This window comes from Pseudogracilibacillus sp. SE30717A (assembly GCF_037071985.1).
Lineage (GTDB): Bacteria > Bacillota > Bacilli > Bacillales > Amphibacillaceae > Pseudogracilibacillus.
In genome coordinates this window covers 339,119-365,482 of the sequence record NZ_JAXHDF010000003.1, presented here as the reverse complement: position 1 = coordinate 365,482, position 26,364 = coordinate 339,119, and the positions used below count along the sequence as shown (strand labels likewise).

28 protein-coding genes and 2 pseudogenes are annotated in these 26,364 nt (G+C 32.3%); 7 read left to right on the top strand and 23 right to left on the bottom strand.

From position 1 onward, the window contains the following. Positions 1-46 precede the first annotated feature (46 nt). From SPD48_RS06895 to SPD48_RS06885, 3 genes and pseudogenes are all read right to left on the bottom strand, one after another. Complete coding sequence (locus SPD48_RS06895) at positions 47-316, bottom strand: hypothetical protein (protein WP_336257339.1); 270 nt, start codon at positions 314-316, stop codon at positions 47-49. 254 nt (positions 317-570) lie between these two features. After that, a pseudogene (locus SPD48_RS06890) lies at positions 571-922 on the bottom strand (tyrosine-type recombinase/integrase); the annotation flags it as partial. Continuing rightward, complete coding sequence (locus SPD48_RS06885) at positions 906-1,103, bottom strand: histidine kinase dimerization/phospho-acceptor domain-containing protein (protein WP_336257338.1); 198 nt, start codon at positions 1,101-1,103, stop codon at positions 906-908. The pseudogene SPD48_RS06890 and the gene SPD48_RS06885, both read right to left, overlap by 17 nt. Positions 1,104-1,207: 104 nt before the next feature. On the opposite strand from SPD48_RS06885, the gene SPD48_RS19920 reads away from it, so the two are divergent. Next, positions 1,208-1,468, top strand: a complete 261-nt coding sequence (locus tag SPD48_RS19920) for an ImmA/IrrE family metallo-endopeptidase (RefSeq protein WP_442962124.1) — start codon at positions 1,208-1,210, stop codon at positions 1,466-1,468. Positions 1,469-1,795: 327 nt separating this feature from the next. On the opposite strand, the gene SPD48_RS06880 is transcribed toward SPD48_RS19920, so the two are convergent. From SPD48_RS06880 to SPD48_RS06870, 3 genes and pseudogenes are all read right to left on the bottom strand, one after another. Continuing rightward, the gene (locus tag SPD48_RS06880) at positions 1,796-2,128 is read right to left on the bottom strand and encodes a hypothetical protein (RefSeq protein WP_336257337.1); all 333 of its coding nucleotides are present in this window, start codon (positions 2,126-2,128) and stop codon (positions 1,796-1,798) included. A gap of 168 nt (positions 2,129-2,296) precedes the next feature. Then, positions 2,297-3,219: pseudogene (locus SPD48_RS06875) on the bottom strand (CD3337/EF1877 family mobilome membrane protein); the annotation flags it as partial. A 418-nt stretch (positions 3,220-3,637) separates the two neighbouring features. Further along, positions 3,638-4,066 carry a VOC family protein gene (locus SPD48_RS06870; protein ID WP_336257336.1) on the bottom strand — a complete coding sequence of 143 codons (429 nt, stop codon included), beginning with the start codon at positions 4,064-4,066 and terminating at the stop codon, positions 3,638-3,640. An 83-nt stretch (positions 4,067-4,149) separates the two neighbouring features. Here SPD48_RS06870 and SPD48_RS06865 point away from each other — a divergent pair, with 83 nt between their 5' ends. After that, on the top strand, positions 4,150-5,088 hold the full coding sequence (locus SPD48_RS06865; protein WP_336257335.1) for a helix-turn-helix transcriptional regulator: 939 nt from the start codon (positions 4,150-4,152) through the stop codon (positions 5,086-5,088). A gap of 97 nt (positions 5,089-5,185) precedes the next feature. Here SPD48_RS06865 and SPD48_RS06860 read toward each other — a convergent pair whose 3' ends face one another. The 3 genes from SPD48_RS06860 to SPD48_RS06850 all read right to left on the bottom strand — a co-directional run bounded on the left by SPD48_RS06860 (position 5,186) and on the right by SPD48_RS06850 (position 7,007). Continuing rightward, complete coding sequence (locus SPD48_RS06860) at positions 5,186-5,377, bottom strand: cysteine-rich KTR domain-containing protein (protein ID WP_442962118.1); 192 nt, start codon at positions 5,375-5,377, stop codon at positions 5,186-5,188. A gap of 94 nt (positions 5,378-5,471) precedes the next feature. Next, positions 5,472-5,651 carry a hypothetical protein gene (locus tag SPD48_RS06855; protein WP_336257334.1) on the bottom strand — a complete coding sequence of 60 codons (180 nt, stop codon included), beginning with the start codon at positions 5,649-5,651 and terminating at the stop codon, positions 5,472-5,474. 168 nt (positions 5,652-5,819) lie between these two features. Next, a complete protein-coding gene (locus SPD48_RS06850) occupies positions 5,820-7,007 on the bottom strand; it encodes an MFS transporter (RefSeq protein ID WP_336257333.1) in 1,188 nt (395 codons plus the stop codon). Between the two features lie 91 nt (positions 7,008-7,098). On the opposite strand from SPD48_RS06850, the gene SPD48_RS06845 reads away from it, so the two are divergent. Next, positions 7,099-7,968, top strand: a complete 870-nt coding sequence (locus SPD48_RS06845; protein WP_336257332.1) for a LysR family transcriptional regulator — start codon at positions 7,099-7,101, stop codon at positions 7,966-7,968. Positions 7,969-8,208: 240 nt separating this feature from the next. On the opposite strand, the gene SPD48_RS06840 is transcribed toward SPD48_RS06845, so the two are convergent. Together SPD48_RS06840 and SPD48_RS06835 are read right to left on the bottom strand one after the other, a co-directional pair. Then, the gene (locus SPD48_RS06840; RefSeq protein WP_336257331.1) at positions 8,209-8,565 is read right to left on the bottom strand and encodes a hypothetical protein; all 357 of its coding nucleotides are present in this window, start codon (positions 8,563-8,565) and stop codon (positions 8,209-8,211) included. Between the two features lie 223 nt (positions 8,566-8,788). Continuing rightward, a complete protein-coding gene (locus SPD48_RS06835) occupies positions 8,789-9,115 on the bottom strand; it encodes a hypothetical protein (RefSeq protein ID WP_336257330.1) in 327 nt (108 codons plus the stop codon). Between the two features lie 696 nt (positions 9,116-9,811). On the opposite strand from SPD48_RS06835, the gene SPD48_RS06830 reads away from it, so the two are divergent. The 4 genes from SPD48_RS06830 (at position 9,812) to SPD48_RS06815 (ending at position 13,959) form a co-directional block, all read left to right on the top strand. After that, the gene (locus SPD48_RS06830) at positions 9,812-11,206 is read left to right on the top strand and encodes a hypothetical protein (protein ID WP_336257329.1); all 1,395 of its coding nucleotides are present in this window, start codon (positions 9,812-9,814) and stop codon (positions 11,204-11,206) included. Position 11,207: 1 nt separating this feature from the next. Next, on the top strand, positions 11,208-13,043 hold the full coding sequence (locus tag SPD48_RS06825; RefSeq protein WP_336257328.1) for an ATP-binding protein: 1,836 nt from the start codon (positions 11,208-11,210) through the stop codon (positions 13,041-13,043). Positions 13,044-13,135: 92 nt separating this feature from the next. Further along, the gene (locus SPD48_RS06820) at positions 13,136-13,327 is read left to right on the top strand and encodes a hypothetical protein (RefSeq protein WP_336257327.1); all 192 of its coding nucleotides are present in this window, start codon (positions 13,136-13,138) and stop codon (positions 13,325-13,327) included. Between the two features lie 26 nt (positions 13,328-13,353). Further along, on the top strand, positions 13,354-13,959 hold the full coding sequence (locus SPD48_RS06815) for a hypothetical protein (protein WP_336257326.1): 606 nt from the start codon (positions 13,354-13,356) through the stop codon (positions 13,957-13,959). A gap of 289 nt (positions 13,960-14,248) precedes the next feature. Here the strand turns inward: SPD48_RS06815 and SPD48_RS06810 are convergent, their stop codons facing one another. The 12 genes from SPD48_RS06810 to SPD48_RS06755 all read right to left on the bottom strand — a co-directional run bounded on the left by SPD48_RS06810 (position 14,249) and on the right by SPD48_RS06755 (position 26,265). Continuing rightward, positions 14,249-15,457, bottom strand: coding sequence for a tyrosine-type recombinase/integrase (locus SPD48_RS06810; protein ID WP_336257325.1), 1,209 nt, complete (start codon positions 15,455-15,457; stop codon positions 14,249-14,251). Continuing rightward, positions 15,450-15,656 (bottom strand): DUF3173 domain-containing protein, encoded by a 207-nt coding sequence (locus SPD48_RS06805; protein WP_077604216.1) that lies wholly within the window; start codon positions 15,654-15,656, stop codon positions 15,450-15,452. Before SPD48_RS06805 ends, SPD48_RS06810 begins: the two co-directional genes overlap by 8 nt. A gap of 402 nt (positions 15,657-16,058) precedes the next feature. Continuing rightward, positions 16,059-16,313 (bottom strand): helix-turn-helix domain-containing protein, encoded by a 255-nt coding sequence (locus tag SPD48_RS06800; RefSeq protein WP_017795849.1) that lies wholly within the window; start codon positions 16,311-16,313, stop codon positions 16,059-16,061. Next, positions 16,297-16,734, bottom strand: coding sequence for an RNA polymerase sigma factor (locus tag SPD48_RS06795; RefSeq protein WP_336257324.1), 438 nt, complete (start codon positions 16,732-16,734; stop codon positions 16,297-16,299). Before SPD48_RS06795 ends, SPD48_RS06800 begins: the two co-directional genes overlap by 17 nt. A 598-nt stretch (positions 16,735-17,332) precedes the next feature. Then, positions 17,333-18,079 (bottom strand): MerR family transcriptional regulator, encoded by a 747-nt coding sequence (locus SPD48_RS06790; protein ID WP_336257323.1) that lies wholly within the window; start codon positions 18,077-18,079, stop codon positions 17,333-17,335. A 67-nt stretch (positions 18,080-18,146) separates the two neighbouring features. Next, on the bottom strand, positions 18,147-18,905 hold the full coding sequence (locus SPD48_RS06785; RefSeq protein ID WP_336257322.1) for an ABC transporter permease: 759 nt from the start codon (positions 18,903-18,905) through the stop codon (positions 18,147-18,149). Continuing rightward, positions 18,905-19,861, bottom strand: coding sequence for an ATP-binding cassette domain-containing protein (locus SPD48_RS06780; RefSeq protein ID WP_336257321.1), 957 nt, complete (start codon positions 19,859-19,861; stop codon positions 18,905-18,907). Before SPD48_RS06780 ends, SPD48_RS06785 begins: the two co-directional genes overlap by 1 nt. A gap of 684 nt (positions 19,862-20,545) precedes the next feature. Beyond that, entirely contained in the window at positions 20,546-22,429 is a 1,884-nt protein-coding gene (locus tag SPD48_RS06775; protein WP_336257320.1) for a Z1 domain-containing protein, read from the bottom strand. Further along, positions 22,426-23,478 (bottom strand): restriction endonuclease PLD domain-containing protein, encoded by a 1,053-nt coding sequence (locus SPD48_RS06770; protein WP_336257319.1) that lies wholly within the window; start codon positions 23,476-23,478, stop codon positions 22,426-22,428. The genes SPD48_RS06775 and SPD48_RS06770 overlap by 4 nt, the downstream gene beginning before the upstream one ends. A gap of 9 nt (positions 23,479-23,487) precedes the next feature. Continuing rightward, positions 23,488-24,600 (bottom strand): DNA cytosine methyltransferase, encoded by a 1,113-nt coding sequence (locus SPD48_RS06765; RefSeq protein ID WP_336257318.1) that lies wholly within the window; start codon positions 24,598-24,600, stop codon positions 23,488-23,490. A gap of 2 nt (positions 24,601-24,602) precedes the next feature. Next, positions 24,603-24,845 (bottom strand): helix-turn-helix domain-containing protein, encoded by a 243-nt coding sequence (locus SPD48_RS06760; RefSeq protein WP_336257317.1) that lies wholly within the window; start codon positions 24,843-24,845, stop codon positions 24,603-24,605. Positions 24,846-25,089: 244 nt separating this feature from the next. Next, entirely contained in the window at positions 25,090-26,265 is a 1,176-nt protein-coding gene (locus SPD48_RS06755) for a GmrSD restriction endonuclease domain-containing protein (RefSeq protein ID WP_336257316.1), read from the bottom strand. Between the last annotated feature and the right edge of the window lie 99 nt (positions 26,266-26,364).

Genomic DNA, 26,364 nt, shown 5'->3' with positions numbered 1-26,364 from the left:
TTTTGATTTGATTATTATCGTTTTTGGAAGGGCTAAAAGGCAGGCTTTATAATTCTTGAACTTCATATATTATTCGTTTCACTTCACTATCATTAAACATGACAATGACCCGTTCCGCTAATTGTTGACGATGTTGGATATACTTTTTAATATGGATTGCTTGTACATCTTCTACATCCTCAATCGAAAGTTCTAATTGCATAAATTCATTCCAATGAATAAGTCGCCATGAACAAATATCAATATATTTTGGCTTCCTCCCTAGAATTTGTTGATTCAGTTTAAAGTCATCTAGTAACTCTGTAATATTAGGCATAAAAAAGACCTTCCTTTTTCCACAAATGATGTGAATAAAAGAGAGTCTTATTTTGAAATACAATTGTTGTGGATTAACTGTTATCCTATACAAACAGACAACGTACAAACCACTGATTCGACTGCCTTTTCAGCAATTTATCATTCGAAATTTAGCAGTCTACTCCCACTCCAAGTTTACAGGTGACGTCAAAACATTGTTACATCAACGTTTATCACACCTTCAATTTATTTTGGCGGGGATTCTGGCGGAACTTATTTTTTTACTGCTTGATTACCATTAAATGATACACCTGATTTTTTCGCGGTCTGTATGTTAATATTGCCCGTCATTTCTTCCGTAATCAGTTCGTCTACACCTGACCACATATGTGAATAATGCTTTAATGTAATTTCTGGACTAGAATGTCCCATACGCTTTGACAAAATTAAAACAGATATTGAATTCATTAATGAGATAAGATGCATGAGAATGTCGGAGCCCTTTAGCTTGAATACGATGAACATTTGAGAGCTTTGCATAACGTTGAATAATTCTAGCTAGCGTCGATTTAATCATTGGAGCTCCATCATAACTAAAAACAAAATCATCAATCCCTATCTCGGATAAGTTGCAAAAACTCTCTCTTTTCGTTTACGTTCCATTCATGTTCATCCGACAAAAGCATATCCGTATACCCCGAGATATAAAATAAAGGAGTCTTTAAGTCATGGGTGACGCCTGCCGCCCATTCTTGTCTCAATTGCTCAAACTCCTCCCGTTTTCGCTCATTTTCCTGAAGAGTCACGGAAAGTGAATCAAGGTTCGCATAAACTTCTCTGTAAAGACGGGTCAGAAAAAAGAAAATCGTTTTTTCTTAGCAAGAGTAAGAAACTCACCACTTGACAACTTATTCGAATTGAAGAAGTAGAAAAAAGAGAACACTTTTTTCACGAACTGGGTCATGTAGAATTCCATTCAGGACTTCAAACATCTATGTCCGAAAGTCTAAACTTTGTTCAGAAAAAAGATGCAAATAACTTTAGCAAGTATGCTCTAGTGCCTTATCACATGCTAGATCATATTGATTTTATTCAGAAGACAAAATTAGGGAAGTCGAAGAAACTTTTAATGTTAGCACTAAAACATGTGTGGATCGTCTATCGCAAATAAAGAGAAGAATAATAAACAATAATAACCATGTTCTTTGTTAACCCTCCCATATTCCACTCTCTTAAACAAAAAATAATAATACTAATTAGGATAGCTTACTAAGCTATCCTTTTATATATAGTCATACTCTACATCATATTTAACTATTTAACATCATATATAAAAGGAGAATAAAAGATGCAACATAAAGACAAGGAAAATTCGATTTAAAATATAGATATAGGTGGAGGTCTTCCCTCCCATATTTTTTATGCACTAAATCCATTGTAGGTTGCAATAAATACTTTGAAACTATAATTATATTTTATTAGATATTTGCTCGCTCCTTTACAGTTTTTCCACTTTTTTATACATAAAGTTATCAATTGTTACCTTTTTAAAATATTTTTTATCATCATACCTCCAATTAGGTACGTTTATCATTTCACTGATCGTGCCATTTTTCACTTCTATCAATTTACCTTCTTCATCTGTCGCTAATAAAAACATCATGTTAAATTTCATATCTGAAACAGTCGATAATATGGTATCAGCAATAAAGGTATCCCATAAATGAAATAAAAAAGATCTTTTCTGACGTTTCATCACAATATACACAACATCACCTGGCGTTCTTAAATGTTCCATTGCGTCTAATGCTTCTTTTGTTTTCTTATTCATATTTCTCTCCCTTTCCGACGACCTTCGCTAATTGTAATGTATCATAATGAAAACAATTCCAAGGAAACTTTATAAATTATTTATCTTCATCCTTTTTGTTTTACTTCAAGTAAAGATAAGCATAATCACATTAAACAACTTCATCATCGCTTGTTTTCCCATGTTTTAAAAGGTTGGTATCATGGACAGTAAAAAACTGATGGGTAAAAATATAGCATAGATAATAAAGAGAATCTGCGAGAAAATCATAATTCCCGATAGAAGAAACACGAAAATCGAAATCCCGATATTAAATAGAAATAAAAAAAAGACCATTCCTAAGCGAGTAGTGGTCTTTGTAATCGTTAAATTTTATTGTCATTGTCTTCAATTTCTGTTTTGACGGCATCTTCACGGTCTTTTCCGTTATTTGCATCAGGGCTAATGGAAACTACGGTTTCGACACGTTCTTCACCGATGGTTTCTTTGTCCGAATCATAAAACTGTAATAACATCCACAGCTGTTCCACTTGAATCGAATACAAGTTGTTTCGTATCATATCGACACTATCTTTTACTTGATTAATAGAGTTTGGCATCAAAATTTTGGTTCCTAAATCTAAACTAGCTTGAATAATATCTGCTGAAAAATCATTGATATTCGTAATGTATGTTTGCGTTTGCGCATAAGCGATAAAGGATGCAGACAAAATAAACACGACTAAAATGTTTAGGATCGCCCGATTCGCTTTCGTCGTTTCTCGTTTCATTAAGCCCGTATATGCCACGTGAATACCAATCACTAAAATAAAGATAAGTAAGAACCCCACATAAAATCCCGAACTATTAAAACCTCTTGCGGTGATTCCAGCCAATGTCTGCATATTCTTGCCAATCGCATCTGCTGTTTGTGAAATGAAATCGAGAGAATAGGCTTGTTGGATTAAATAGCCCTTCGCATTCGATAAATACAGGCTAATAATCCAAACAAAATTGGTGATTGTATATAAGCCATCATGACCAGTTTACTTATGCCATCATCCCAATTCCATGGCAACCAATCCCAACCCGTGTCCCACATAAAAATCGAGTTGGTAATGGTCAAGTGGGAATAAATATAGGGGAGCTAGAAACCTTTTTGTATCAAGGGTTTCTAACTCTTTTTATGGTATAGGCAATTATAAAATTTTGGACTGTGGATAACTCTACTAACGTAGAAATACTACATCCAGCTTCAGGCGCCAGTTACTCGAGTCATAAGCCAATCCCGCTGCGTCGCAAAAAATGCTACTTCGCGTGCTCGTCTTATGCTTGTCGCATCTAAGCAGGTGCATTGCGCTTTTGTTCTTTTTCATTGCACTTTTTTCATTTTATTTTCTTAAATCGTCTACAGTAAATTGAAAGTTCGTTAATTCTAAAATTATATAATTGATTGTGTTCACTTTTCAAAATGCTAATAATGGCAATATCATGCCATTTTCCCGTGCGATACTTGCACCAGTGATAAATGTTCACACCAATCAGATTAATTCAAACTCGCCTTTTCGTAAATAAATGGAAGCATATTCCGAAAGGATCCTTTACATATCCATAGCCTTCTGTATAAAAATCGCTTTTGTATTCTCTTAATATGCTTGAACCTTTTTCAATCATTCTGTCATAGACAGTTTTTGTTTCTTCCGCTGTATTAAAGGTAAGACAAATAGAAACAATAGTCCCTTCCGTAATAGGAAGACCTTCTGTATCATCAGCCAGCATTATTTTAATATTCCCAAATTGTAGTACGGATTGGTCAATTCGATTGTAATCATCTTCAGAAACACCTATCTTTGCTTGTTCTGGTCTGTCTTTCACTCTTTGCAAATAGACTGTTGTTGCATTAAAAATTTCTTCATAAAACAATCGTGCTTCTTCTGCGTCTGTCGTTATTAAAAAATAGGGTGATACTTCAAACTCCATTATAAATCCTCCTTATCATTTTGATATAATACAAGTATAAAATTTAATGGTGTCACTTTGCGGCACTTTAAGGAGAGTTTTGTATGAAAAAATCAATGCGATTATATCATATGATTCACTTTGTCAATACAAAGACCGTCTTTAACCTCTCTGATTTGATGGAAAAATTCGGCATTTCAAGGAGAACAGCGTTACGAGATATTCAAGAAATGGAAATGCTGGGCGTCCCCATATATAGTGAAGCTGGAAGACACGGTGGCTATCGAATCATCCGAGAAAGAAATTTAACAAAAATTGATTTAACAAATGAGGAAAGTAACGCTCTGATATTTGCCTTAACCAGCATTTCGAATATGAATTCACTTCCATTCAGCACCACCTATAAAGATATTTTTCATAAAATATACACCAATTCTACTACTGAACAAAGGAATAGCATTGATTTCTTTAAAAATAAAGTGAAGTATCATCATATCCATGTAAATAAGAGCGAGTTTGATGTAACTCCTTTTATTCAAGTAATGGCTAAAAAGAAATGGCTGCATATTACTTATGCTGATAGAAAAATGAACGGACTTTATTTCATCATCGGCTTTCTTTTTAAAAATGGACTTTGGTATATGGTTATTACAAATGAATCAATGAACTATACCAAGATTCTAAATGCAGAAAAAATTAATGAACTTCAAGAAATAACTGAAATGAAAGAAATACCAAAGATAACGATGGATAACTTTCAAAAGTATATGTTTCGTACTGATAATAAAATAAAAATAGAAATTCATTGTCAGGAGAGAGGTCTCAATATGCTAAAGAATCATCTTTGGGATAGCATAACGATTTCTCCCATAAACGATAATATGTATCTCTTTGAAACTTATGTGAATGAAAAGGATTTGAATTTTATTTCCTCTTTACTAAGTAAAATGGGTAAACATATTAAAATAGTCTCACCAGAACCTTTAATACAGCGAATAATTAACGAGTTAGAGGAAGTCTTAGCAATGTATCAGAATAGCTAGGACTTCTAATTTTAAGGTATGAACACTTTTTAAATGCAATGTATTTCTGATTAATGAAAAATCTACAAAGGCCAATAATATGAGTTGAAATCTCATATTATTGGCTCTGCGTCTCAGCGTCTGGCTCTTTAACTATGGCAATCTTATATTTTTTAATATTGACTAAACTTTCTTGTTTACATTTAGGACAGTAAAGGGGAAAGTTAATTAATATCGTAACTGCACAAACCTTAGTACGTGTCTTTGATTTACAAATAGGGCAAAATATCCATTTGCTTTTCTCAATCATATTATCAACATAATCCTTTCCTGAGTACATCTTTATGAATTTATTTCCTACAAGATTTAACTGCTAAACTAAAGTGGACAGTTTCTGCTCTCTATTATTTATCTAAGAAATAGAGTTGATTTTCTAGTAGAGTTAGAACAGAAAATGTCATCACCTTTGCTTGTTGTTGTCTCCTTTCGTTGTAAATATTGATTGCTTCATTCTTCAATACACGTTTACAAAAGGCATTAAATGCACAGCGAACTTGCCACTCGTTACAATCTGGTTCTATCATGCATTTCCTTTCCCTTCGCAACTGCAAAGGTGGGTGATGATTACCCTTTCATAACCTTCAACAAGATTTTCTATGAAATGCCAAATATCGGAGAGTATTTTTTAAGAAAAAAATAAAAACCCGACTGTATATCAAAGCAGTTGAGTTTAGATATTATTTTTTAATTCATTAAAGTCGATGGTGCTCCATAACATTTTTATTTAGGTAGAAAGAATATCTGATAAAAATAAGTCCGAGTATAACGAATAATCCACCAATCCAGCTTAAATTTACTATTTTCGTATATTGAATAATGATTCCTCCTGATGCGGAACCCAGCATCATTCCCACATTCATTAATGCGGTATTAAAACTGAGCACTGTTTCAGAAGATTGCGGTTTTAGTGAAATCAAGTAAAACTGCTTTGCTGGTGTCGTTGTCCAAGTTGCCACTCCCCAAAAAGCTAGCGTGATAAAAACACCGACCGTTGAGAACTGTGTAAATGCTAGTACAAACAAAGAAATGATATGAACACATAAACTGAAAGATATCGTTCGATTTGGTCCCCATTTGTCTACCGCATATCCTCCAAAGCGTGAACCAATAAAAGCAAAAGTACCTAAAACAAATAAAGCTATACTTGTCATTTCTATAGAAAAACCAGCAGTATGACTTAATAATGGAGCAATATAGGCAAAAACCATCGTATATCCTAAAATCCAAAAGATCGTTGTCATTAAACCAGTGAGGACTCGTTTATCTTTAATAATTTGTAGCTGCTGTTTAAATGGTAGCGATTGATTTCCGACTATAGCTGGCAGTAATTTATAAAGTCCCATTAATAAAAAAACTGTGCTAAGAGCAATGATTAAGAAAATATAATGCCAATCAAGATATCCAGCTAAAAATGTTCCGATAGGCACTCCAAGTACTAATGAAACAGTAAAACCTGTAATGACAGTTGCCATTGCACTACCTCTTTTTTCAGGAACTGCAATTTGAGCAGCATAATTGGTGGCAACAACGATATATAGCCCTCCACTCATTGCCATAATGACTCTAGATAACATAAGAATGACAAAATTATAGCTGAAAAATCCAACTAGATTTCCTAGAATAAATACAGAGATGGCATATAAAAGCACTTTTTTACGGTCAAATTTAGACGTTAGCATGACCAATACCAATGCTCCGATGGCATAAGATAAAGAATAAATCGTAATCAACTGACCAGCTAATGAAATAGATACATCCATTTCATTAGCAATAAGTTCTAAAATTCCAGAAACAACAAATTCTGCTGTTCCTGTCACAAAAGCTCCTAAAGCTAAAAGTATAATGATTAGCTGATTTATATTTTTTTTCATTTTGTACATCTCCTTATAATTGAAACGTTGTATTAATTTTAAGTCTCGTGTTAACATAAGTAAAATTGATATTTTTAATGAGGGAGGTGAGTAATTACTCATGACTATTGTGCGGTACGAAATCATTGCAAAAGTAGTCGAGCTAGGAAGCTTTACAGAAACTGCTGAAACATTAAATATGACTCAATCAGCCGTGAGCCATGCTGTTGCGAGTTTAGAGTCTGAATGGGGTGTCTCTTTATTAATTCGTGATCGCAAAAAAGGAATAACACTTACGGAGATAGGACAAAAAATCCTTCCCCATCTTCGAGAGATATTAAATAGAGTGGAAATCATTAACCAAGAAATTGCGTTAACAAACAATTTGGAAACTGGAATTATTCGTATCGGTACTTTTGCAAGTGCTTCTTCATGTTTATTACCTAAATTGCTTGGAAAATTTCAGAAAAAGCATCCTAAGATCGAGTTTAAGTTTTTTGAAGGAACTTATGAAGAAATCACGGAATGGTTGGGTTCAGGTATTATTGATATTGGGTTTGTTGTAAAAGGAAAATCTGATCCAGATTTTGATTTGGTTCCCCTTATTAAAGACAACATGGTGGTAGCTTATCATCCGGATCACAGATTCCACACCAGAAAAACAGTAAATATGGAAGATTTAAAGGAAGAATCTTTCATTATGCCGACAGGGATGTATCAATCACATGTTGAGGAATTATTTGAAGAAGCGCAATTGAAACCATCGATTCTTTTTGAAGTGCACGACTGTACAACCATTGCTAACATGGTACAAGAAGGACTTGGCGTTACAATTGGTCCAGAACTATTTCTAAAGACCCAACAAAATATAAAGGTTAGCAAACTAAATATTAATAATAGCCGTGAAGTTGTACTTGCCTGTCATTCTATTGCTAATGCTTCTCCAGCTGTAAAGGAATTTTTTCATGTTGCAAAAGATGTTTTTAACTGAAAATAAAAAAGGTTTAAATAGTCTCTATCTCGAATATCAAGAATGGAAAGCAAATAACTTCGTATTACATATTTGTATTCCTACTTTCATGTTAAGAAAATCATTACTACAACATAAAATTGATAGTATACCAGAAGCATACCTTTCATAATAAACATTTACAATGTTACATATTATTTGTAAAAATAAAAAGATTGCCATCTAAGGCAACCTTTTTTATTAAAAATTAACAGCATTTTATCAATCCTCAAGTACAAAAATAAATTCATTCTCCTCTACTTTATCCGAAACGGTAAATTCTTCATATTGTGTTGTATCATCATCTTTCACTAAATAAGCTTCATAGGTTACTCCAACTTTTAAATTTGCTTCTGTTTTTCCGTCTACATCAGTTAGAGTTAATATCATTCCTATATTTGGGGCTGATTCACCAGTTTCACTAAGAGTAATTGTAAAATCTTGCACTGGTGATTGGTCTGGTCGAACAATATAAATAAGCACTTTTACTTTCTCTAATTCTTTATTAGGATGTTGCTCCTGTTGTTGACACCCCACAATAAGAAAAAGAAAAATGATAGAATAAAAGATAATTCGCATGTCTTATATTACTCTTCTTCCCATTTTGAAATATTATAAAAAGCTGCTTGAGTTATACGAGTTCCCTTATTTGTTAGAGGAGACCCACTTGCTCCATATGCATGTATAACAATGGTGTTTGACTTGTTTCCGAATAATTTCTATAAACTGGTGAACCCTTTAACAACCAGCTGTATCAGCTTCATATCCTCTAATATCATCAAATACCTTATACTTAAGTAATTCATTTAGAATTACTAACTAATTTTTCCTTTTCTTCCACATTTCCCAGTAAGATTTCTGTAGAATATGTTTTTACATCTCGTTCCACTAACTTATCTTTAACAAATTCCTCAACTTCTATTTTACTTTCTGTATCAGAAATCTCTAAAAATAATACCGAACTATCTATAAGAATAGAGGAAGCTAAAACATCATATTTTTCCCATGTCAAATCAACTATATCAGATAAATGATCTTCATCACTTTTAAGAGATGCTGAACTGATATTTAAATATATAACCGAGGATATGATTACTACACCTAAACATATAAAAATTATTTTTTTCATAGAATCTCTCCTTTTATTTCAAGATAACAAAAATGTTCCCTACCAAAATTTTTTCTTGGTAGGGTTTTTAGTAGGGAACCATATTAAATTCATTGCATTTTCATCATTTTTGGTAGGACAAATACCTTTAAATAGGCATTCCCTCTTTAAATCAAGTTAGCCTCTTATTCCCACTCTACTTTCACTGTGTTAGATATAGAGCAATATCATTGATTATAAAAGGGTTTAAAGAAGTATCAATCCATATGAATTGATATAAAAAATTAAAATAATGCAATTTTAATGCAATAAATGCAAATCACAATTTAGAGTTATCACCAAAAAAATTTGATATCTTTTACAAGTTTCAATTGAAGAGCGTCTTCTTTTAATGAAGATAAAGTAAAAACAATACAATCAGAATAATATTTTTTGACCTAACGAACTTTATCAACTAGAGAACTTTTCTATATTTAATTTGATCAATATAGATCAGTTGATGTTCTTCCTTGTTTGATAGAACAAATATATCTACCGTTGTTCCCAATATTATTTTGTAACTGAATCCGCAAAATCCTTTTTAGCCTAATGAATAATATCTTTGTAGAACCTATTTCTATATTATTCATTCAATAAATCGCTTATAGTTCTATATTCCTACAACATCACCTATCTAAATGATACAATATACTAAATAAACTAAATAGGAGAAAAAATATGGAAATAGCCAAAAAAGAGATTTTGAAAAATGTATTATTAGAAAAAAACACTACTTTTTTATTTGGTGCTGGAGCCTCTGCTCCATTCTTTTCTTCACTAGGTAATTTTGAGCAGATACTATCCGAAGCTAATTTGACTAAAAATGGGAAAAACTTAATTAAAACACTGTTCTATAAAGTGTCTATTTCGGATAACTTATACCTATTAAACTATTTAAACGGTTATTGTTATTGCGGTGAAAAGACTAAATTAATGTTAAGTATTTTAAATGATTATACCCGATTCATTCATAACATTTTAGAATTCTTAAAAACGAGAAATAGTAGGGTATCTCCAAAAAGAGTTAATATCATTACTACCAATTATGATCTTTTCTTGGAAAGTGCCATTGAAACTAGTTTAGAACACAATGCTAGAATTTTTTTTAACGACGGTGCTAATGGCTACGTAAAAAGGATATTAAATACAGACAATTTTAATAAAACCCTTCTATATTCGGGTGTTTTTGATAATTACTCAAGCGAAATGCCAGTCATCAACTTAATAAAATGTCATGGTTCAGTAAATTGGAGAGAGTATTTAAAGAATAAAAAAGGTAGATCCAAAATCCAAATTACATCTTCGTTATCAACGATTAAAGATATAAATCAGTTACTTTCTAATTTTTGGAGTAAATTTGAAACGGATATTGAGAATTATATGATTTTAGCAAATCAAGAATTTTCATCTCCGTCAGAATTTATTGATTTACTAAATAATAGGGAAATTAACCTGAAAGAATTAATTGATGACATTAACGAAATTGCTAACTACTCTGAACATGAGCTTAATGAACTTGTTTCATTAATAGAAAAGCTTCAGATTGTCTTACCAACAAAAAAGAAGTTTCAAACTACATTAATAGAAGAACATTATTTTAATATGTTGAGGCTATTAAGCTATGAACTTGAAAAAGAACAGTCTGCATTAATAGTTTTTGGCTTTTCTTTTTACGACGAACATATTGCAGATGTTGTACAACGATCCCTAAATAACCCTAATCTCATTGTAATAGTAATTTGTTACCGTAATGATAACAAAGAAGAGATTATCTCAACATTTAACTTTTCAAGTCATTCAATACCAACAAATATTGTATTTATTAAACCTGATGACTTTCTAATCAATGAAATAGATAAAGATGATTTCAGGGAGCAAGAAGATTTCGATAAGTCTCAATACACCATAGTCGAATTAAATGAAAGTGTGAAAATTTATAGTCGTGAAGTCCAATTAATTAAGGAAGAATCTCACGATATTCCAGTCTTAAATTTTCACTCATTCAATATGTGTATAGAAGAAGACCTCCTAAACAGCTATCAGCCGTCTCATTCGTTTGAAGTAGGTGAATAACATGGATAATCTAGAAATTGGAATAGTTGTTGAAGTTAAAGGTTTTATAAGTAAAATTGCTACGTTCGATAATACAAATCATGCTACTTTTATTCATAATGGAAATCTTATTAAAAATGTAAGTGTAAACAGCTTTGTTATAATTTCCCAAGGGTTCATAAAGATTGTAGCTAGAATAAACTCTGAAACAATTTGGGATATCAATAATAACATTAAAGAATACAATTTAGACCAAAGGTTCTCCAAAAGCACTATAAAACGAGTGTTAGAAGTTCAGACAATAGGATATATTAAACAGAATAAATTTTATAGTGGGGCTTCATTTTTACCTATGATAGGTAATTTATGCTCTATACCAAACAACGAAGATATAAATAAAATTTACATTAACAATTATGCCGAAGAAACTAATGGTATATCCATTGATATAGGAAAAAGTTTAATCGAACAAAATATGATTCAACTTCCAGTTAATTTATTTTTCGCTTCACATATCGGTATTTTTGGTAACACAGGCAGTGGGAAATCTAATACATTACACAAATTATACTATGAACTCTTTTCATTGGATAATCTCCCCAATTTGAAAATGTCTAGCTCATTTTTAGTACTAGATTTTAATGGAGAGTATATCCAAGATAGAACTTTTGGAATTTCCAAAGGAGATAAGAATATATACGAATTAAATTCAAGTAAAGACAATTCGCATAAATTCCCAATTGAAACTAATACATTTTTTGATGTAGAAATGTTATCAATTTTATTTTCAGCAACTACTCAAACCCAAATGCCGTTTCTTTCAAGAATAGTGAGTGGAATGAACAATTATGGTTATGGTATGAATTCGTTATCTACTTGGGTTGTTTCTTTAATAAGTAGGGTTTTTTCTGGAAAGCCAAATGCAGATATTAAAGAAAGATTAGTTCATACCTTAAAATCTAACTTTCCTGATATAACAGAACTCTTAAGCCCTATTATAAAAGCACTAATTTTTTCTCGAAATGAGAAGGCTAGTTTTGCTATTATGGATTCACAGGATTACTTTGATGGTGATTGGTGTGAAGCTTATGAACAAGCCCTTAATATTCGGGAAATTGCATCATTTTTGGAACAGCAATCTATCGATTTATTTCAGGAATTTCAGATACGTTGTGAACTTCGATTAATCCACGATATGTTATATGGAAATGTGATTCCTGATCATATAGATCCCTTAATTAAACGTATTTATTCTAGAATAAATAGTATAAAAAAGTATATTAAATTGGTAAGAAATCATTCTGAACAAAAATTCTTGCAAATAGTATCTCTTAAAAATTTAAATCAAGATGCTAAAAAAATACTATCATTACTTATTTGTAAAATGTATTTTGATCAACATAAACGGAGTAACATAGATAACAAAAAAAGCCTTCACTTAATTATTGATGAAGCACATAATATCTTGTCTACTCAATCGGCGAGGGAGCAAGATAACTGGAAAGATTATAGATTAGATTTATTTGAAGAAATCATTAAAGAAGGACGTAAGTTTTCCTTTTTCTTAACACTTTCAAGCCAAAGACCAGCTGATATATCACCGACTATATTGTCCCAAGTTCATAACTTTTTCTTGCACAAATTAGTAAATGAACGTGATTTACAAATAATTGATAACTCCATCTCAACGATGGACAAAATATCCAAATCTATTTTACCAATTTTAGCACAAGGAGTATGTATTGTGTCTGGTACAGCTGTATCCATGCCGATTATTGTAAATGTCGATTATATTGAAGATGTCCGTCTAAGACCAAAAAGCGATACAATTTTACTTACGGATATTTGGTCAAAATAATAATGTAATTATTATTGTAATCATGTTGAGGTAAATTAAGGAAACAATATAAATTTAAATTGGTATAAGAAACCAATATTTGAAGGTTTAATATGGATAAAATTATTCCAGCTTTTAAAACAACATTATTTAATCCAGTATTAAGCGATGCCGTTGTTGATATGACTGAATTAGGAATTGACTCATTTCTAAATGAAGGAGTTTTCAAAAATATTCCCATAGTAAATGTAGTAAATAAAACAATTAGACTTAAGTTAAATTTGTGTTTTTATAAAAAGTCATGAATTAAATATATGGAGTTGATTGATGAATGTGGTGGTCTTTAATCATAAGTATTTTTCCAATCGTTATTTCTTTGACTTCTTTAGGTATTAGCATTTATGCTGCTCGAAAAAACGTTAGAGAGGAACGTTTTAATCTAGACTTTGAATTAGTAAAATGGTTTGGAAGCAGTACAAGAGATGACATTCCCAATTTTTTGTGGTTAACAATCATTAACAACTCAAAACTCCCATGCACTTTATTAGAAATTAATGTAGAAGTAAAAGACATTGCTGGAAATGTAGCTCTTGGTATAGGTAGGGGAAATAAATCTTTAGTTTCCACAACCATCACACGTAGTAATGGCAATGAAGATAAAAAAGAAAAATATAGTTTGGATTACCCACAAAACATTGATAGTTATAGTTCTGTAGGAGGCTATTTTCACTTCCATAGCTCAAACCCTTACTATGATTTTGAAGAGAGAGAAGCAAAAGTTACAATTAAAACCAATAGAGGAAATATCACAAAAGCACTATTTCTAGATAAAGGTAAAAATATTTTTAGAGTACTACAAAACTTTGATTCAGGAAATAGACAACCTCGTTATAGAGAAGACGGTTCAGAAATAGTTTATATCAATGATGGTATATAATTATAATCTAGTGAAATAAAATAAGGAGCTAAATTCCTCAAGATTTAGCTCCTTTTTCTTGTCTCTTTATTTCCTAATATTTGGTCAAAAACCCACTTCGGCAGGGAACTATTTGCGAAAAGATTGCTCTAAACAAATAATTTCGCCTGAAATCCATCTAAATCAAGACTAGTTGATGTAGATTCCCTTCCCTGTCATTCCCACTCCAAGTTTGCAGGTGACGTCAAAACATTGTTACATCAACGTTTATCACACCTTCAACTTATCTTGGCGGGACTTCTGGCGGAACTTATTTTTTTACTGCTTGGTTACCATTAAATGCTATACCTGATTTTTCCGCTGTTCGTATATTAATGTTACCTGTCATCTCTTCCGCAATGAGTTCATCTACACCTGACCACATGTGTGAATAATGCTTTAACGTAATTTCTGGACTAGAATGTCCCATACGTTTTGACAAAATCAAAACAGAAACATTAAATTCATTAATGAGATAGGATGCATGTGAATGTCGAAGCCCTTTAGCTTGAATACGATGAACATTTGCAAGTTTTGCATAGCGTTGAATGATTCTTGCAAGCGTCGATTTAATCATCGGTGTTCCATCATAACTAAAAACGAAATCGTCAATCCCTATTTTTGATTGTCGTTGTTTCCATGCTTGCAACACTTGTATCGTATCTTCATCCAAAGAAATGATTCGTTTTCCATCCTCTGTTTTTGTATAATCTTTTCGCTTCCAATTACTTTTATTTCGTAAATACAAGGAATGATGGACCCGAAGTCGCTTATTTTTAAAATCGACATCATCCCACCATAGGGCAGCCCCTTCACTAACCCGTATGCCTGTCATGAAATACGTCCACAACATCACAAAACATAAGTGTTCATAAAAATCATCCAGACAGATTGTAGAAATTACCTTCTCAAATTCTGTTTTTGTCCAATAAGGAACAACCGCTTTTCCTTTAGGAATAGCTTTCACTTTTTTAGATACATTTACTTCTAGATATTGCATATCAACTGCCATATCCAGACTTTTTCGAAACATCCCAAATACCAAACTTGCATATGCTTGGGAATACCCAGCTCCTTTATCAGAAAGTAACCAGGTTCGATAACGTTGGACATCTTCTACAGTTAGAGAACGAAGTTCAATGTTTAGAAAACGATCTCTCATACCTTCTAACGTTCGTTTACGAACATAAAAAGTACTTTCTTCCACTTCTGTTTCATATGCGGGAATATACACGGTATCCATGAACTGACCATAAGTCATATGATAATTTCCATAACCATTTGCTTGATGGTATTCATTTTTCACCCGTACTAATTCTTTATAGGCTTGTAAAGCAGAAGTAAACTTTCTTCCTTGTTGATTGGTGCGTCCTTTTTTTCGGAGTCGTTTTCCAGTAATACGATCCGTTCCTAACTCCGTTTCATAAAAATATTGGCCATTGTTATCAATATAAACCCCTACATATTTGGTTTTAGCCATGACTGTCTTCCTCCAATTCTAGTTCACAACCTAGAATCGATTCGACTGTCATTTTTGGTACACGCCCTAAGCGTTTATTATTATAAAATGGATACCCTTTTTGTACCATGATTTGTTTGGCTTGTCTAATAATTCGTATCGAAGTATATTTAGGATATCCAAGTTGAATTAAATCATCTTTTGTAATCAGTTCCTTCATTAAATATATACCTCCCTTTCACTAACAGAGGAATACATACTAGAAACAACGATAATTTAAAACTATTAAAAAATCAGACGGCTGTTGGTGCAGCTCCACGGGAATTTCACCCCTGCAAGTATTCTTCCAGCTCTACTCATAGCTTGCGACGCTTTGAACGCACGAACCATGACGGTAGAGGAGTATCATTATCCTTACTAATGAGTTATCGCCAGCAATCCACCACGATTGCCCTAGATTCATAGATAATCGCTCATTTCTTTCGAAGGTCATGGCGTATGAATCAAGTAGCTCATCATCAGTAGAACGTATCTGATTTTCGGTCTATACTGCACGGCGTTATATTCCGTGCTTTCTTTATCAAAGAACAATATATGTGAAAGGGAAAACTTAACCATGTAATCAAATCTTGAAAGCTAAAATGCCCTGCATAAGCTTCGAACGTAAACGATCATGTGTGTCTACATCAATGCCCCAATACGTATTACCACGCTCATCATAAAGTTTACGCATAGACAAACTTGCCATATAGCTTCCATAATGCAAAATAACGTAATTCATCGCTTCTGGATCACCCTTATTTGCAGCTAAAATAATTGGATACGGTAATAAGCCACATTCGTTGTCTTTTGTGTTAGCATCAATCATCCCAGTCATCTGCATGTTCCTCCAAAAATCGCTTTAACCTTTTAAAAGAGCTTGTCCGTCTATACTGAACCGTACTACGAGGAATCTCTAGTAGTTCGGCTATTTCTACATCTGATTTATCAAAAAAATAGTATAGTAGGACTGTCTTACGCTTTTCTATTGGCAAAGTACGCAACGCTTCAGCGAGTAATTTCGGAGTTATTTTCTTTCCAACCACTTGAAAACTTTGTCCTTCTTCTCCTTCATATTGCTTATCTAAGATATAGAGTTGATTTTCTTCTTGTGGTGTGAGATCAGAAAATGTCATCTCCTTTGCTTGTCGTTGTTGTCTTTCGTTGAAAATATTGATTGCTTCATTCTTCAATACACGTTTACAAAAAGCATTAAATGCACAGCGAACTTGCCACTCGGTACGATCTGGTTCTTTCATGCATTTTCTCTCCCTTCGCAACTGCAAAGGTGGGTGATGATTTCCCCTTTCATAACCTTCAACAAGATTTTTTATGAAATGCCAAAAATAGAAGTGAAAATTTCAAAAGATATCTTTATTAGGCACAAAAAAACCAACTGAACATAAGCCAGTTGGTCATAAAGATTGATATATTATTAGACATTGTTTGTTGGCACATTACAGCTCTAATCATCCCATAACAATCCAAGATTTTTCTTGATAAATCGATTGAAATCCAATCAAGATAAGTATAAATAAACACGGCGATAACCTCCTTTATACCGCCATGTCCTTTAAAAAGAGCAAACTTAATACACCTTCCGTAATCCTATTTTTAAAAGGAAAAACGACGGTTTTTTATTTTGTCACTTTCAAAACCGCCGCTTGTATCTTAGTTGTATATCGTTTTTACTCTAACAAACAACGGTTCTTCTGTTGTAATAGTGGGTGAAGAAATATACCGTATAATCAAAACATTAGCCCCCATCGTCCACTGACCCTAAAGATAGTTCGTACAGTTTTTCGTCAATGCCTGAATCCTTTGAAATACTGATAAATGTCTATTTACAACTCTTTACTATTTAGTATTTTCCAAATAGTTAGCTGCAACCTTGTTTAGAAAATAAGCGTAACCCACTTGCCACTGCTCAAGCATATTCCTATGAAAATCATCAACGATAAAAAGCTCTGTCTGATTTAGAAAATCTTGTGGTGTTGATGGATGACCTAATTTCTTCAAAAAAAGTAGATGCTCATTTACACGGTCCAAGACTTTGGGATCATTTACTGAAAAACCTTCTTGTAAGAACCGGATCATATCTTCATTAAATGACTGTGCTTCCACAGCAGAATCGTTCATTGATTTTACATTAATTGATTGATTCGATAAATCGAAATCATATTCTTTTTCCAAATGTTCTTTTTGCTCTTTTAAGGCTTCTTGCCATTCTTCTTCCGTCTCAAAACCTTTAAACATTGTTTCCATATCTAAATCAACTCCTTCCTTAGCACTTTTAATAGAAGAATTGATCGTCTCGATCAATCCTTTAAACCGATCGATTTTTTGTTCTAATAAATATTTTTGCTGTATCAATGTATTTTCTCTGTCGATTTCTCCATCTAATAATTTTTTAATTTCTTTGAGAGGAAAATCCAGTTCCTTGTAAAAGAGGATTTGCTGTAGTCGTTCTACACCTTTTTTTCCGTATAAACGATAACCAGCTTCTGTAATTTCCTCCGGTATCAAAAGACCTATTTTGTGATAATAGTGTAGTGTCTTCACTGTTGTATGAGCTATCTTTGCAACTTCGTGAACGGTGTACATCTCCTTTCCTCCTTTCCATGTACTTTATACTAAGGTATCCTCTAAGGTAAGAGTCAACATATTCCTTTCACTTTTTTCGTTGAACATCATACGTGAACTTACAAAAGAAAACAGCAATAAAAAGACTTAAGACAATCAGCAAATAGTAGTTCATTGCCAATGAATGGTTGAATGTTGATTGTGATGCTCTGACTACCCAGTCAACTGGATTTATCCATGATATAATACTTATCCATTTTGGCAATAAATTGCTTGGCATAAAGGCTGACGATAAGAAAATCAACGGAAATGATAAAAACTGCATCACAGAAATCATTGTTGAGTGCTTCTTGGTTAGAACCGCAATTCCTATAGAAATAGTTCCAATTATACAAGAAAACAATGCTGGAGTCATAAGAAAAATGATTGGATGAATGATTCCTGATGGTAGTTTAAAACCCAGAAAAAAGCCAATAACCACTAATAAAAAAGATTGAATCATTTGGAAAATAAAAATATAAACTAAATCACCAGCAATAAAAAACAAGTTACTCTTAGGTGCTACTAAATATCGACTAAATATCCCTTCTCTTATATCATCTAAGGTGCTCATACCTAGATATATTCCGCCAAATAAAGCATTCATAATTAAAATTCCGGGTAGGATATATGCTACATAACTTGTATTGTCAAATCCAGAAGTAGAAAAAACACTTGAAAATATCGTCCCAAATAACACAAGAAAAATCAAAGGTTGGAACATTGAAATGAGAATCCCTATAGGATTTTTAATTAATGGTGTCAGTCTTTTTTTTACTAATAATAAAATTAACGATATATTGTTCATTATTTAGCCCCTTTCTCTGTGAAATTTGCCAAATAAACATCATTTAAAGTAGCCTGTTTTAGCTCACTAAATTCTATTTCGACTTCATTTCGAATTAAAAACTCCAATAATTTAGATATAATTTGCTGCCCCTTGCTACCAATCATTATTAATGATCTTGGTTTGATTGTATAATTGACGACTTCTACAAGATTTGAAACGTACTCATCTAGTTTTTGAATCATTGAGGAATTTAAATTACTAAAATGAATTTCAATATGATCAGCTGCAAGTTTATTAATTAGTTCCTTTGGTGTTCCAACATCAAGTATTTTTCCGTTATTAATTAATGCAATATCAGTTGCTACATTGTTCAATTCCTCCAGATAATGTGTCGTTACAAAAATTGTGGTTCCCTCCCTATCAGAGATATTTGAAATGATTTGCCACAATATATTTCTAGACTCAGGATCTAATCCAGTTGTAGGTTCATCTAGAAAAAGAACTTCCGGTTTGTGAAGTAAACTTATGGCAATATCGAGTTTCCTTTTCATTCCACCCGAGTATGTACCAACTAAATCATTAGATACCTGATTCAAATTAAACTCTTTTAACAGGTATTCTCCTCTATCCTTTATTTTCGAAGTGTTCATGTCATTCATTTTTCCGGCTATTAATAAATTGTCCCACGCTGTTCCTGTTGTAAATATCGAAAGTCCTTGGAATGTTATCCCAATCTTTTTTCTAACCTGTTTCACTTGTGAAATAACATCTAAATCTGATATCGTTACAGTGCCTCCATCAGGTAAGGACAAAGTAGCTAGTAAACTTGTTAATGTCGACTTACCTGCTCCATTTGGACCAATTAGTCCAAAAATGGAGCCTTTTTTTATTTTGAGAGACATCTTGTCTAACGCTATTTTTTTGCCGAATGTTTTACTTACATCATTTAAAGTTATTTCATAATGAGCACACATATTGTTTCCTCCTTCATTACTTATAAAAGGAACTATAAACTATCCTCTTAAAGGAGTGTCAACACTAAATTTACTTTTTTAAAAATTAGTTCAGTTATTTTGTCAAAACAGGAAAATAGACTTTTTCAACAGTCAGTATCAAAGATGGATGCATCTATTTTTGATAAATGTCTTCTTAATAAAAAGAGATATCACCCTATTATCAGTGATACCTCTTCACTCCCAAAATCCTTAACCCTCTTTCCCGTTCGGGGGGATTTTGACAGCAAATCTATTAAATTTTAATGGAATCCATGCAAATCCTAGTTTAAAGTTATCACTCCGAATACTTATTATCTCCCTCAAGAATCAATTCAATTGGAAAGTCTCCTACCATAAAAAAATCGAAATATCAAAAGTAATAAAAATATGGAAACTCGATCTGTACTATTATAATTATAATAGATAGATTTAAAATCACTTGAATTATTCACGAACAAATGACACTTTAAGTTGTACTACTTAAAGGGTGAAACATTAGATTAGTAAGATAATTGAGAAGGATTTTAGGAAGGATTAAAAGTAAACAGTCCTTTTGATGGAAAATAAAAAACATAGATGAAATCCCTTATGCACTAGTAAACACTGAGTTCTGCCTAATAGATCACTTCAAATAATTGCAGTTTTCCTTTGCGCTCTTCCTTACTATTCCTTTATAGAGTAATAAACCATGCCATCAGGTAATTTAATATTTGGCACCCATAATTTCTTTCCATTCCACCCTTTTTTTCCAGTTACTTTATACATAGTTAAAACAATTTGATTTTTAAAAGAAGCACCTAAACGTCTATCATTTGGCGATAATAATGTTCCCGTTCCCCTAGCAATATCTCTTTCACGTCTTACAATTATTATTCCTTGCTCTAAAGGGTTATCAGCTATATATGACATTATGAATGATATAAATTCTTCACTTGACCAATCATTTTGTTCAGAGGCGATTGCCTCTATTATTTTTATCATCATATTTAAATTGATAGAGTTATATTTATCGTTAAACGGCTCTAGCATAGAATCCAGTTCTTCAATTGACTTATTTATAGGGGCAATTGGAAAGTAATTTACACCACCACTAAGTAACGCTAAAGATTCTTTTGATATCACATTAGATCGTGTCGGCTTTAATCCTTTTGGATAGTACATCTTCACATCATCAATATTGTGATATTTCTCAATCTGAGCAATTATTGCGTTGTTAGTATCATTAATATTCGAAAATAATTTAGCGACTAATTTTGGCATAAACACTCTTATTAACCCAGGGTCACGATCGTATCCAAACATTCTAGAATGCTGCCACATCGTATCTGCTTGTGGGTTTTTTGCTGTACGACAATAGTAGATTGTTTGTAGTTTCGGAAACGTAATACCCCTTCCTAAGCTGTTTCCACCCACTATTACATTTATCCCCTTCTGATACTGTGTACTTTCTGCATACGCTGATTTCGAATTGATTATAAAAATATTCACCTGATCATTTGATAAGATTTGTTTAATAAACTTATATATAACAGGAAATTCCTGGATATCAGTTTTTGTTTGTTTTAACTTTTTGTAATTATCTTTTAAAAATTCTATTGCCACTTCCTCATGAATATTTGAGTTAAGTTCATTGAGGTAATCCCCAACTTTTTCAGCAAAAATTTGATGTGAATCGGTTTTCATACTTGGATGAATTACAAAGTTACAAACACTTTCTCCCGTAATAAATAAATTTGCAGATGAAATTAAATGCATGATTAGAGCACTCTTGAGTCCATTTTCAGGATATTCATCATCATATGTAAAATAATCTACTTCATCGTTGTCCGTTAATATTAAATGACTATTGCTTTCTTCGGAAAAGAAAAAATCCCCACCTAAGTAATTATCACCAGGCTTAAAATAATAAATATATTGTGGTTTCCAACCACTAATCATAGTCTGTAAAAAAAGAGATTGTGGTGTTCCCGTAACTTGCATATAAATACTACATGACGTAGTTTTCTTTATTTCATCTAAGTTTTTATTAATCGTACTTTGCTTTGATTTATTAACAAGTGTATTAAGACTTGCAGCATCTGCTTCATCATCAATAATGAACAAAGGATTACCCTTACAAAAATGAGTCGAAGCAAAATTATTCTTCCATTTCCTTAATATACTACCATTCTTTTTCAAGACAACTAATGAGGGCTTCTGCAAATTATTATTGTAGAATTGAATGTAATCATCTTCTCCACAAACACAAAATTCAGGAAAGTCTTCTTTTACTCTTTTTAGAGTTTGTTGCTGGAGTAAAACATTATCAGTCGTTAAAAGTAGAAATATCCCAAATCCTTCATCTACAGCTGCGTTTATAACTCCAAACATATGGCTAGTCTTACCACTTTGAACATTACCCATTAATAAACATACAACATGTTCTCTATAATTAAAAGGTCTAATTGTATGTTCTATAACATCCCCTGCTGTTTTGTTTATTGCATCAGACAGACTTTTATTTCCTTTAAGAATTATTTTATTTAAATATCTTTCTAAGTAACTCATTTTTCCACCCCAAAATCTAGATACCAAAGATTTGAATCAGTAGTTTTAGTTAAAGTAAAGTCTCTCCTCCCATACTTTTGAAACACATCCTGTGTTACTAATTCACCAACCTTCAGAGCTCCTACATTTTCTAATCGTCCTTTAATCCATTTTCCTAATATTTTTAAATCAGCTGCAGATCTAAAATTTTTATTATAGTCGCCACTAACCTTACACTTAAATTTCCAACCATCGTCAGTAATTACATCAAATTCAGCAGTATCCGTTTTGCTTACTGGGTAACCATCTTGTATAGCAATATGTTTCGGTACTATGAGCTCTACTTCATACCAATGTCTAGGTTTTATCAATCCATTTTTTGATACTCTTCCCTTGCCGAAAAAAACGTTTAAATTACTCTTAGGCGTATCCTTTAGTGGAATTCTAAAACTATAAGATGTAAGCCTGTTCTGAATACGGTTAAGTTCTGATTCAGAGACTGGATATACATGCTCATGATTTTCTAATAATGGATTGTTCTTCTTGAAATCATGAATCTTCAATCTATCAATAAATTCAGTAGCATTACTATCTAAATCATCAATAAAACCCCTTAATTTCCCGGCATCTCTTTTATTTTTAAACAGAACCGATGCCTCATAAACTCGGTTATAACTTTCTACAATACTACTTAAATTATTAGAGCCAATAATGCCAGCGAATGGAGAACCGTTTAGTTCATAGGAGTAAAGTTTCCCATGAAATCTAAACGGTGTGACCAACTTCACAGCACCTTTTTTCATACTTTGAAGAAATTCATTTAAATCTAATGCTGATTTATATTCTAGCTCTGTAAATTTCTCAATATATTGCATTCCAATAATCAAACGCACCCTATCTAATGACGGATTCAATTCAACAGTCTTTTTAAGCTCAACTAAAGAGTCTGCTGTAATATAGCCTACTGCGATATCTAATGCAGTTGATTCGGACAACAATGAATAAAACTCATCACTAAAAGATCTATATGCAGTTTTTAATGGAGAATAATTCGAATATAAGAAATCCATACCCTACTATCACTCCATTTCAAGTGCTATAGCTTTAAGTCTCTCCGCTACAGTCATTTTTTGGTATTCCTCAAATTGCTTTAATAAATCTACTCTTTCATAATTTCCTGTAAACAATGGCTTTAGTCTCTTTGCTAGGGCATGTACTCCTTTTGGTGGAACTGCATTTCCTATTTGTCTTCTTACCTCTGCATTAGAGCCTTCAAAAATAAAGTCATCGGGAAAGGACTGTAACCTTGCTCTTTCTCTATTTGTAAGTGCTCTTGGTTCCGGATAGTGGTAACCCCATGTTCCTCCTCCACCTGCTGCTATAATTGTTTTAGCTGGTTCATCACGTTTAATCCTCCGATAAACGTGACTTATCATACCTTTAACATAATAGGGGCTATCCTTAGGTATATCTGTAAAGTTACCACCCTCTGGTATTAACTCCAACATTTTTCTCGTTTTTTCCATTTGTCTACTATGCTCATTATTAAATTCCACTTTCTCTACCCCATCCAGTGCCTCACCAGCGGTAACATAAGGTAGTTCTCCATTTGGCCCATGAGTAGGCTTTGGGTGCACAAAATTGAATCCTGTGTCAATTCGAATCCCCACTATCAGCACCCTTTCTCTAAATTGAGGCACTCCATATTCCGCAAAATTATATAAATGAGGTTTCACTATATATCCGGGCTCTAAGTTCTCTAAATCATTAATAATAGTTTCTATTGCTTTACGTTTGTTAGCAGTTAAAAGACCTTTAACATTCTCTGCAACAAATGCTACTGGCTTTTTAGCATCAACAAACTCTAAAAAGTTTCGATACAATCCTCCTCGTTCCCCATTCAATCCTGGTCGTTTCCATATTATTGAAAAGTCTTGACAAGGAAAACCTCCAAGTATAAGGTCTCCATCAGGAATTGTAGTATCTATATATGGATCAATTTTAGTTATATCGTCAGGTATAATGCAATCTCCAAGATTTCTTTTAAAGCTTTTTACCGCCCACTCGTTAAAATCATTTGCCCATATAGTCTCATATCCACAGTCATGAAATCCTAAATCTAGACCCCCACAGCCTGAAAAAGTGGATACTATTGTGGGTCGAACTACCTGATTATTAGGTTTGTTAGTCACTATTACTCCTCTTTTCTATTATTAAAATCACTAGTTTTAAATTTACTTTCTCTTATAAGAAATTCATCAATAGTACAATTAAATAAAGTACATATTTTATCAATGGTTGCGAAGTCGATGCGAGTAGCTTTGTCATTATATAAATTTGAAATTGTATTTCTTGCTAACCCTGTTTTTTCATGTACATCTTTAATTTGATATCTTTCTCTTCCCATTAAAGTTGACAGGTTGCATCTAATTCCCATCTCCAAGCCTCCCCTTCAAAAAATCATCTAATAATACAACGATACCACACATGATAATTACAGTAAACTACTTCCTGCTCACAATGATCACAATAACTCTATTAATTTGACTAAATTTGTAATCTAAGCAACCTAAATCAAAGAGGTCATTACTATCACTGAAAGTTTAAACCACGTATTTTCACTTAAAAAATACGTGGTTTTTTATAATTATTAATTGAATATTTAAGTATCTCTTGTATTCTTAATATAATCTTAATAGGTTCGAGAAAATTTCTCTTCTACTGCTATTGGATTGATTCGTAAAATTAACTGTTTCAACCCATTCAATTAATTTCTTTTCTTTTTGTTGTTCTAATTTTTCATTTTTTTGGTAGGCAAAGAAACCCGTTAAATACAAAATATAATCCATTCTAGAAATATACTGTTGTAATTCATTATTATTGATAAATTCTAAAGCTAATTCTAAAGAATTTAAGGTAAGATCAATAATTGATTTCAATATATTAATGTCTAACCTTGTTAGAATTGCTTCTTTAGTATCCGATGGAATTGGTGCATAATTTGTATTGTGAATACCATTTTTATCAATTACTTCATATGCAGGATTTAGTGCTGCAATCGGATAAGAAACATTTGTTGTAAATGGCGTGAATAGTTCTTCAAACCCATATTCAAGGATTTTCTCTTTAAAAGGATCCGTGTAATCTGTATAAATATCTAAGTTATGTATTTTCAATTTGGAGAAACTCATCTGTAGCGCTGTAACCCTACTACCAGCATTGTTTAAAACTTCAAACCACTCTATTTGCTCATCTTCCGTTAAATTTTCCGCAATGTTTATTGTATAATTATAACTCCTTATTTTAGTGCGAACGCGTATTAAAATAGCAAATAGCTCTTTGAAAGTACCCTTTTCCTGAAGATAGTTTATTAATACATTTTCATCTTCATTAAAAAGAATGCCAACGGGAATTTGACCTCTTTTTATATGGTCTTCTACGATTCTAAAAGTACCTCTAGATATATCTAAAACTATATTTCTGAAAGTTTCGTGATTAATATAAGCTTTAAAATTCGTAGTTAATCGCTGTTGACCATCCACTACAGACTGATGATCACCCTTTATATTAGAAAGTGGAAATAGTTGTCTATTTAAAAAAGCAACTTGAGGGACAATATTGTCACTATCATTACTAATTTCATTTATTGAAATTGGTGATACAGGTGCCTTTCCAAATAGTTGGAAATTAAATAAATCAACTGCTTTCGACAGTGACCAACTTAAATCACGCTGATATAATGGCAAAGTAATTTTATTATCTCTTATTCTTTCACACATTGTAGCAATATCCATTTGGTGTGTTTTCTTAGTTGGGTTAAAACTAGTAGCGTCTTCAACCTTAGAATGTACTCTCATAGTAATCTTCCTCCTTTATTAACCATTATATATCCACATAACAATTTGTCAAGCTGCTTAATGTAGCAGCTACTTTATTTTTAGTATTTTTAATCCCCG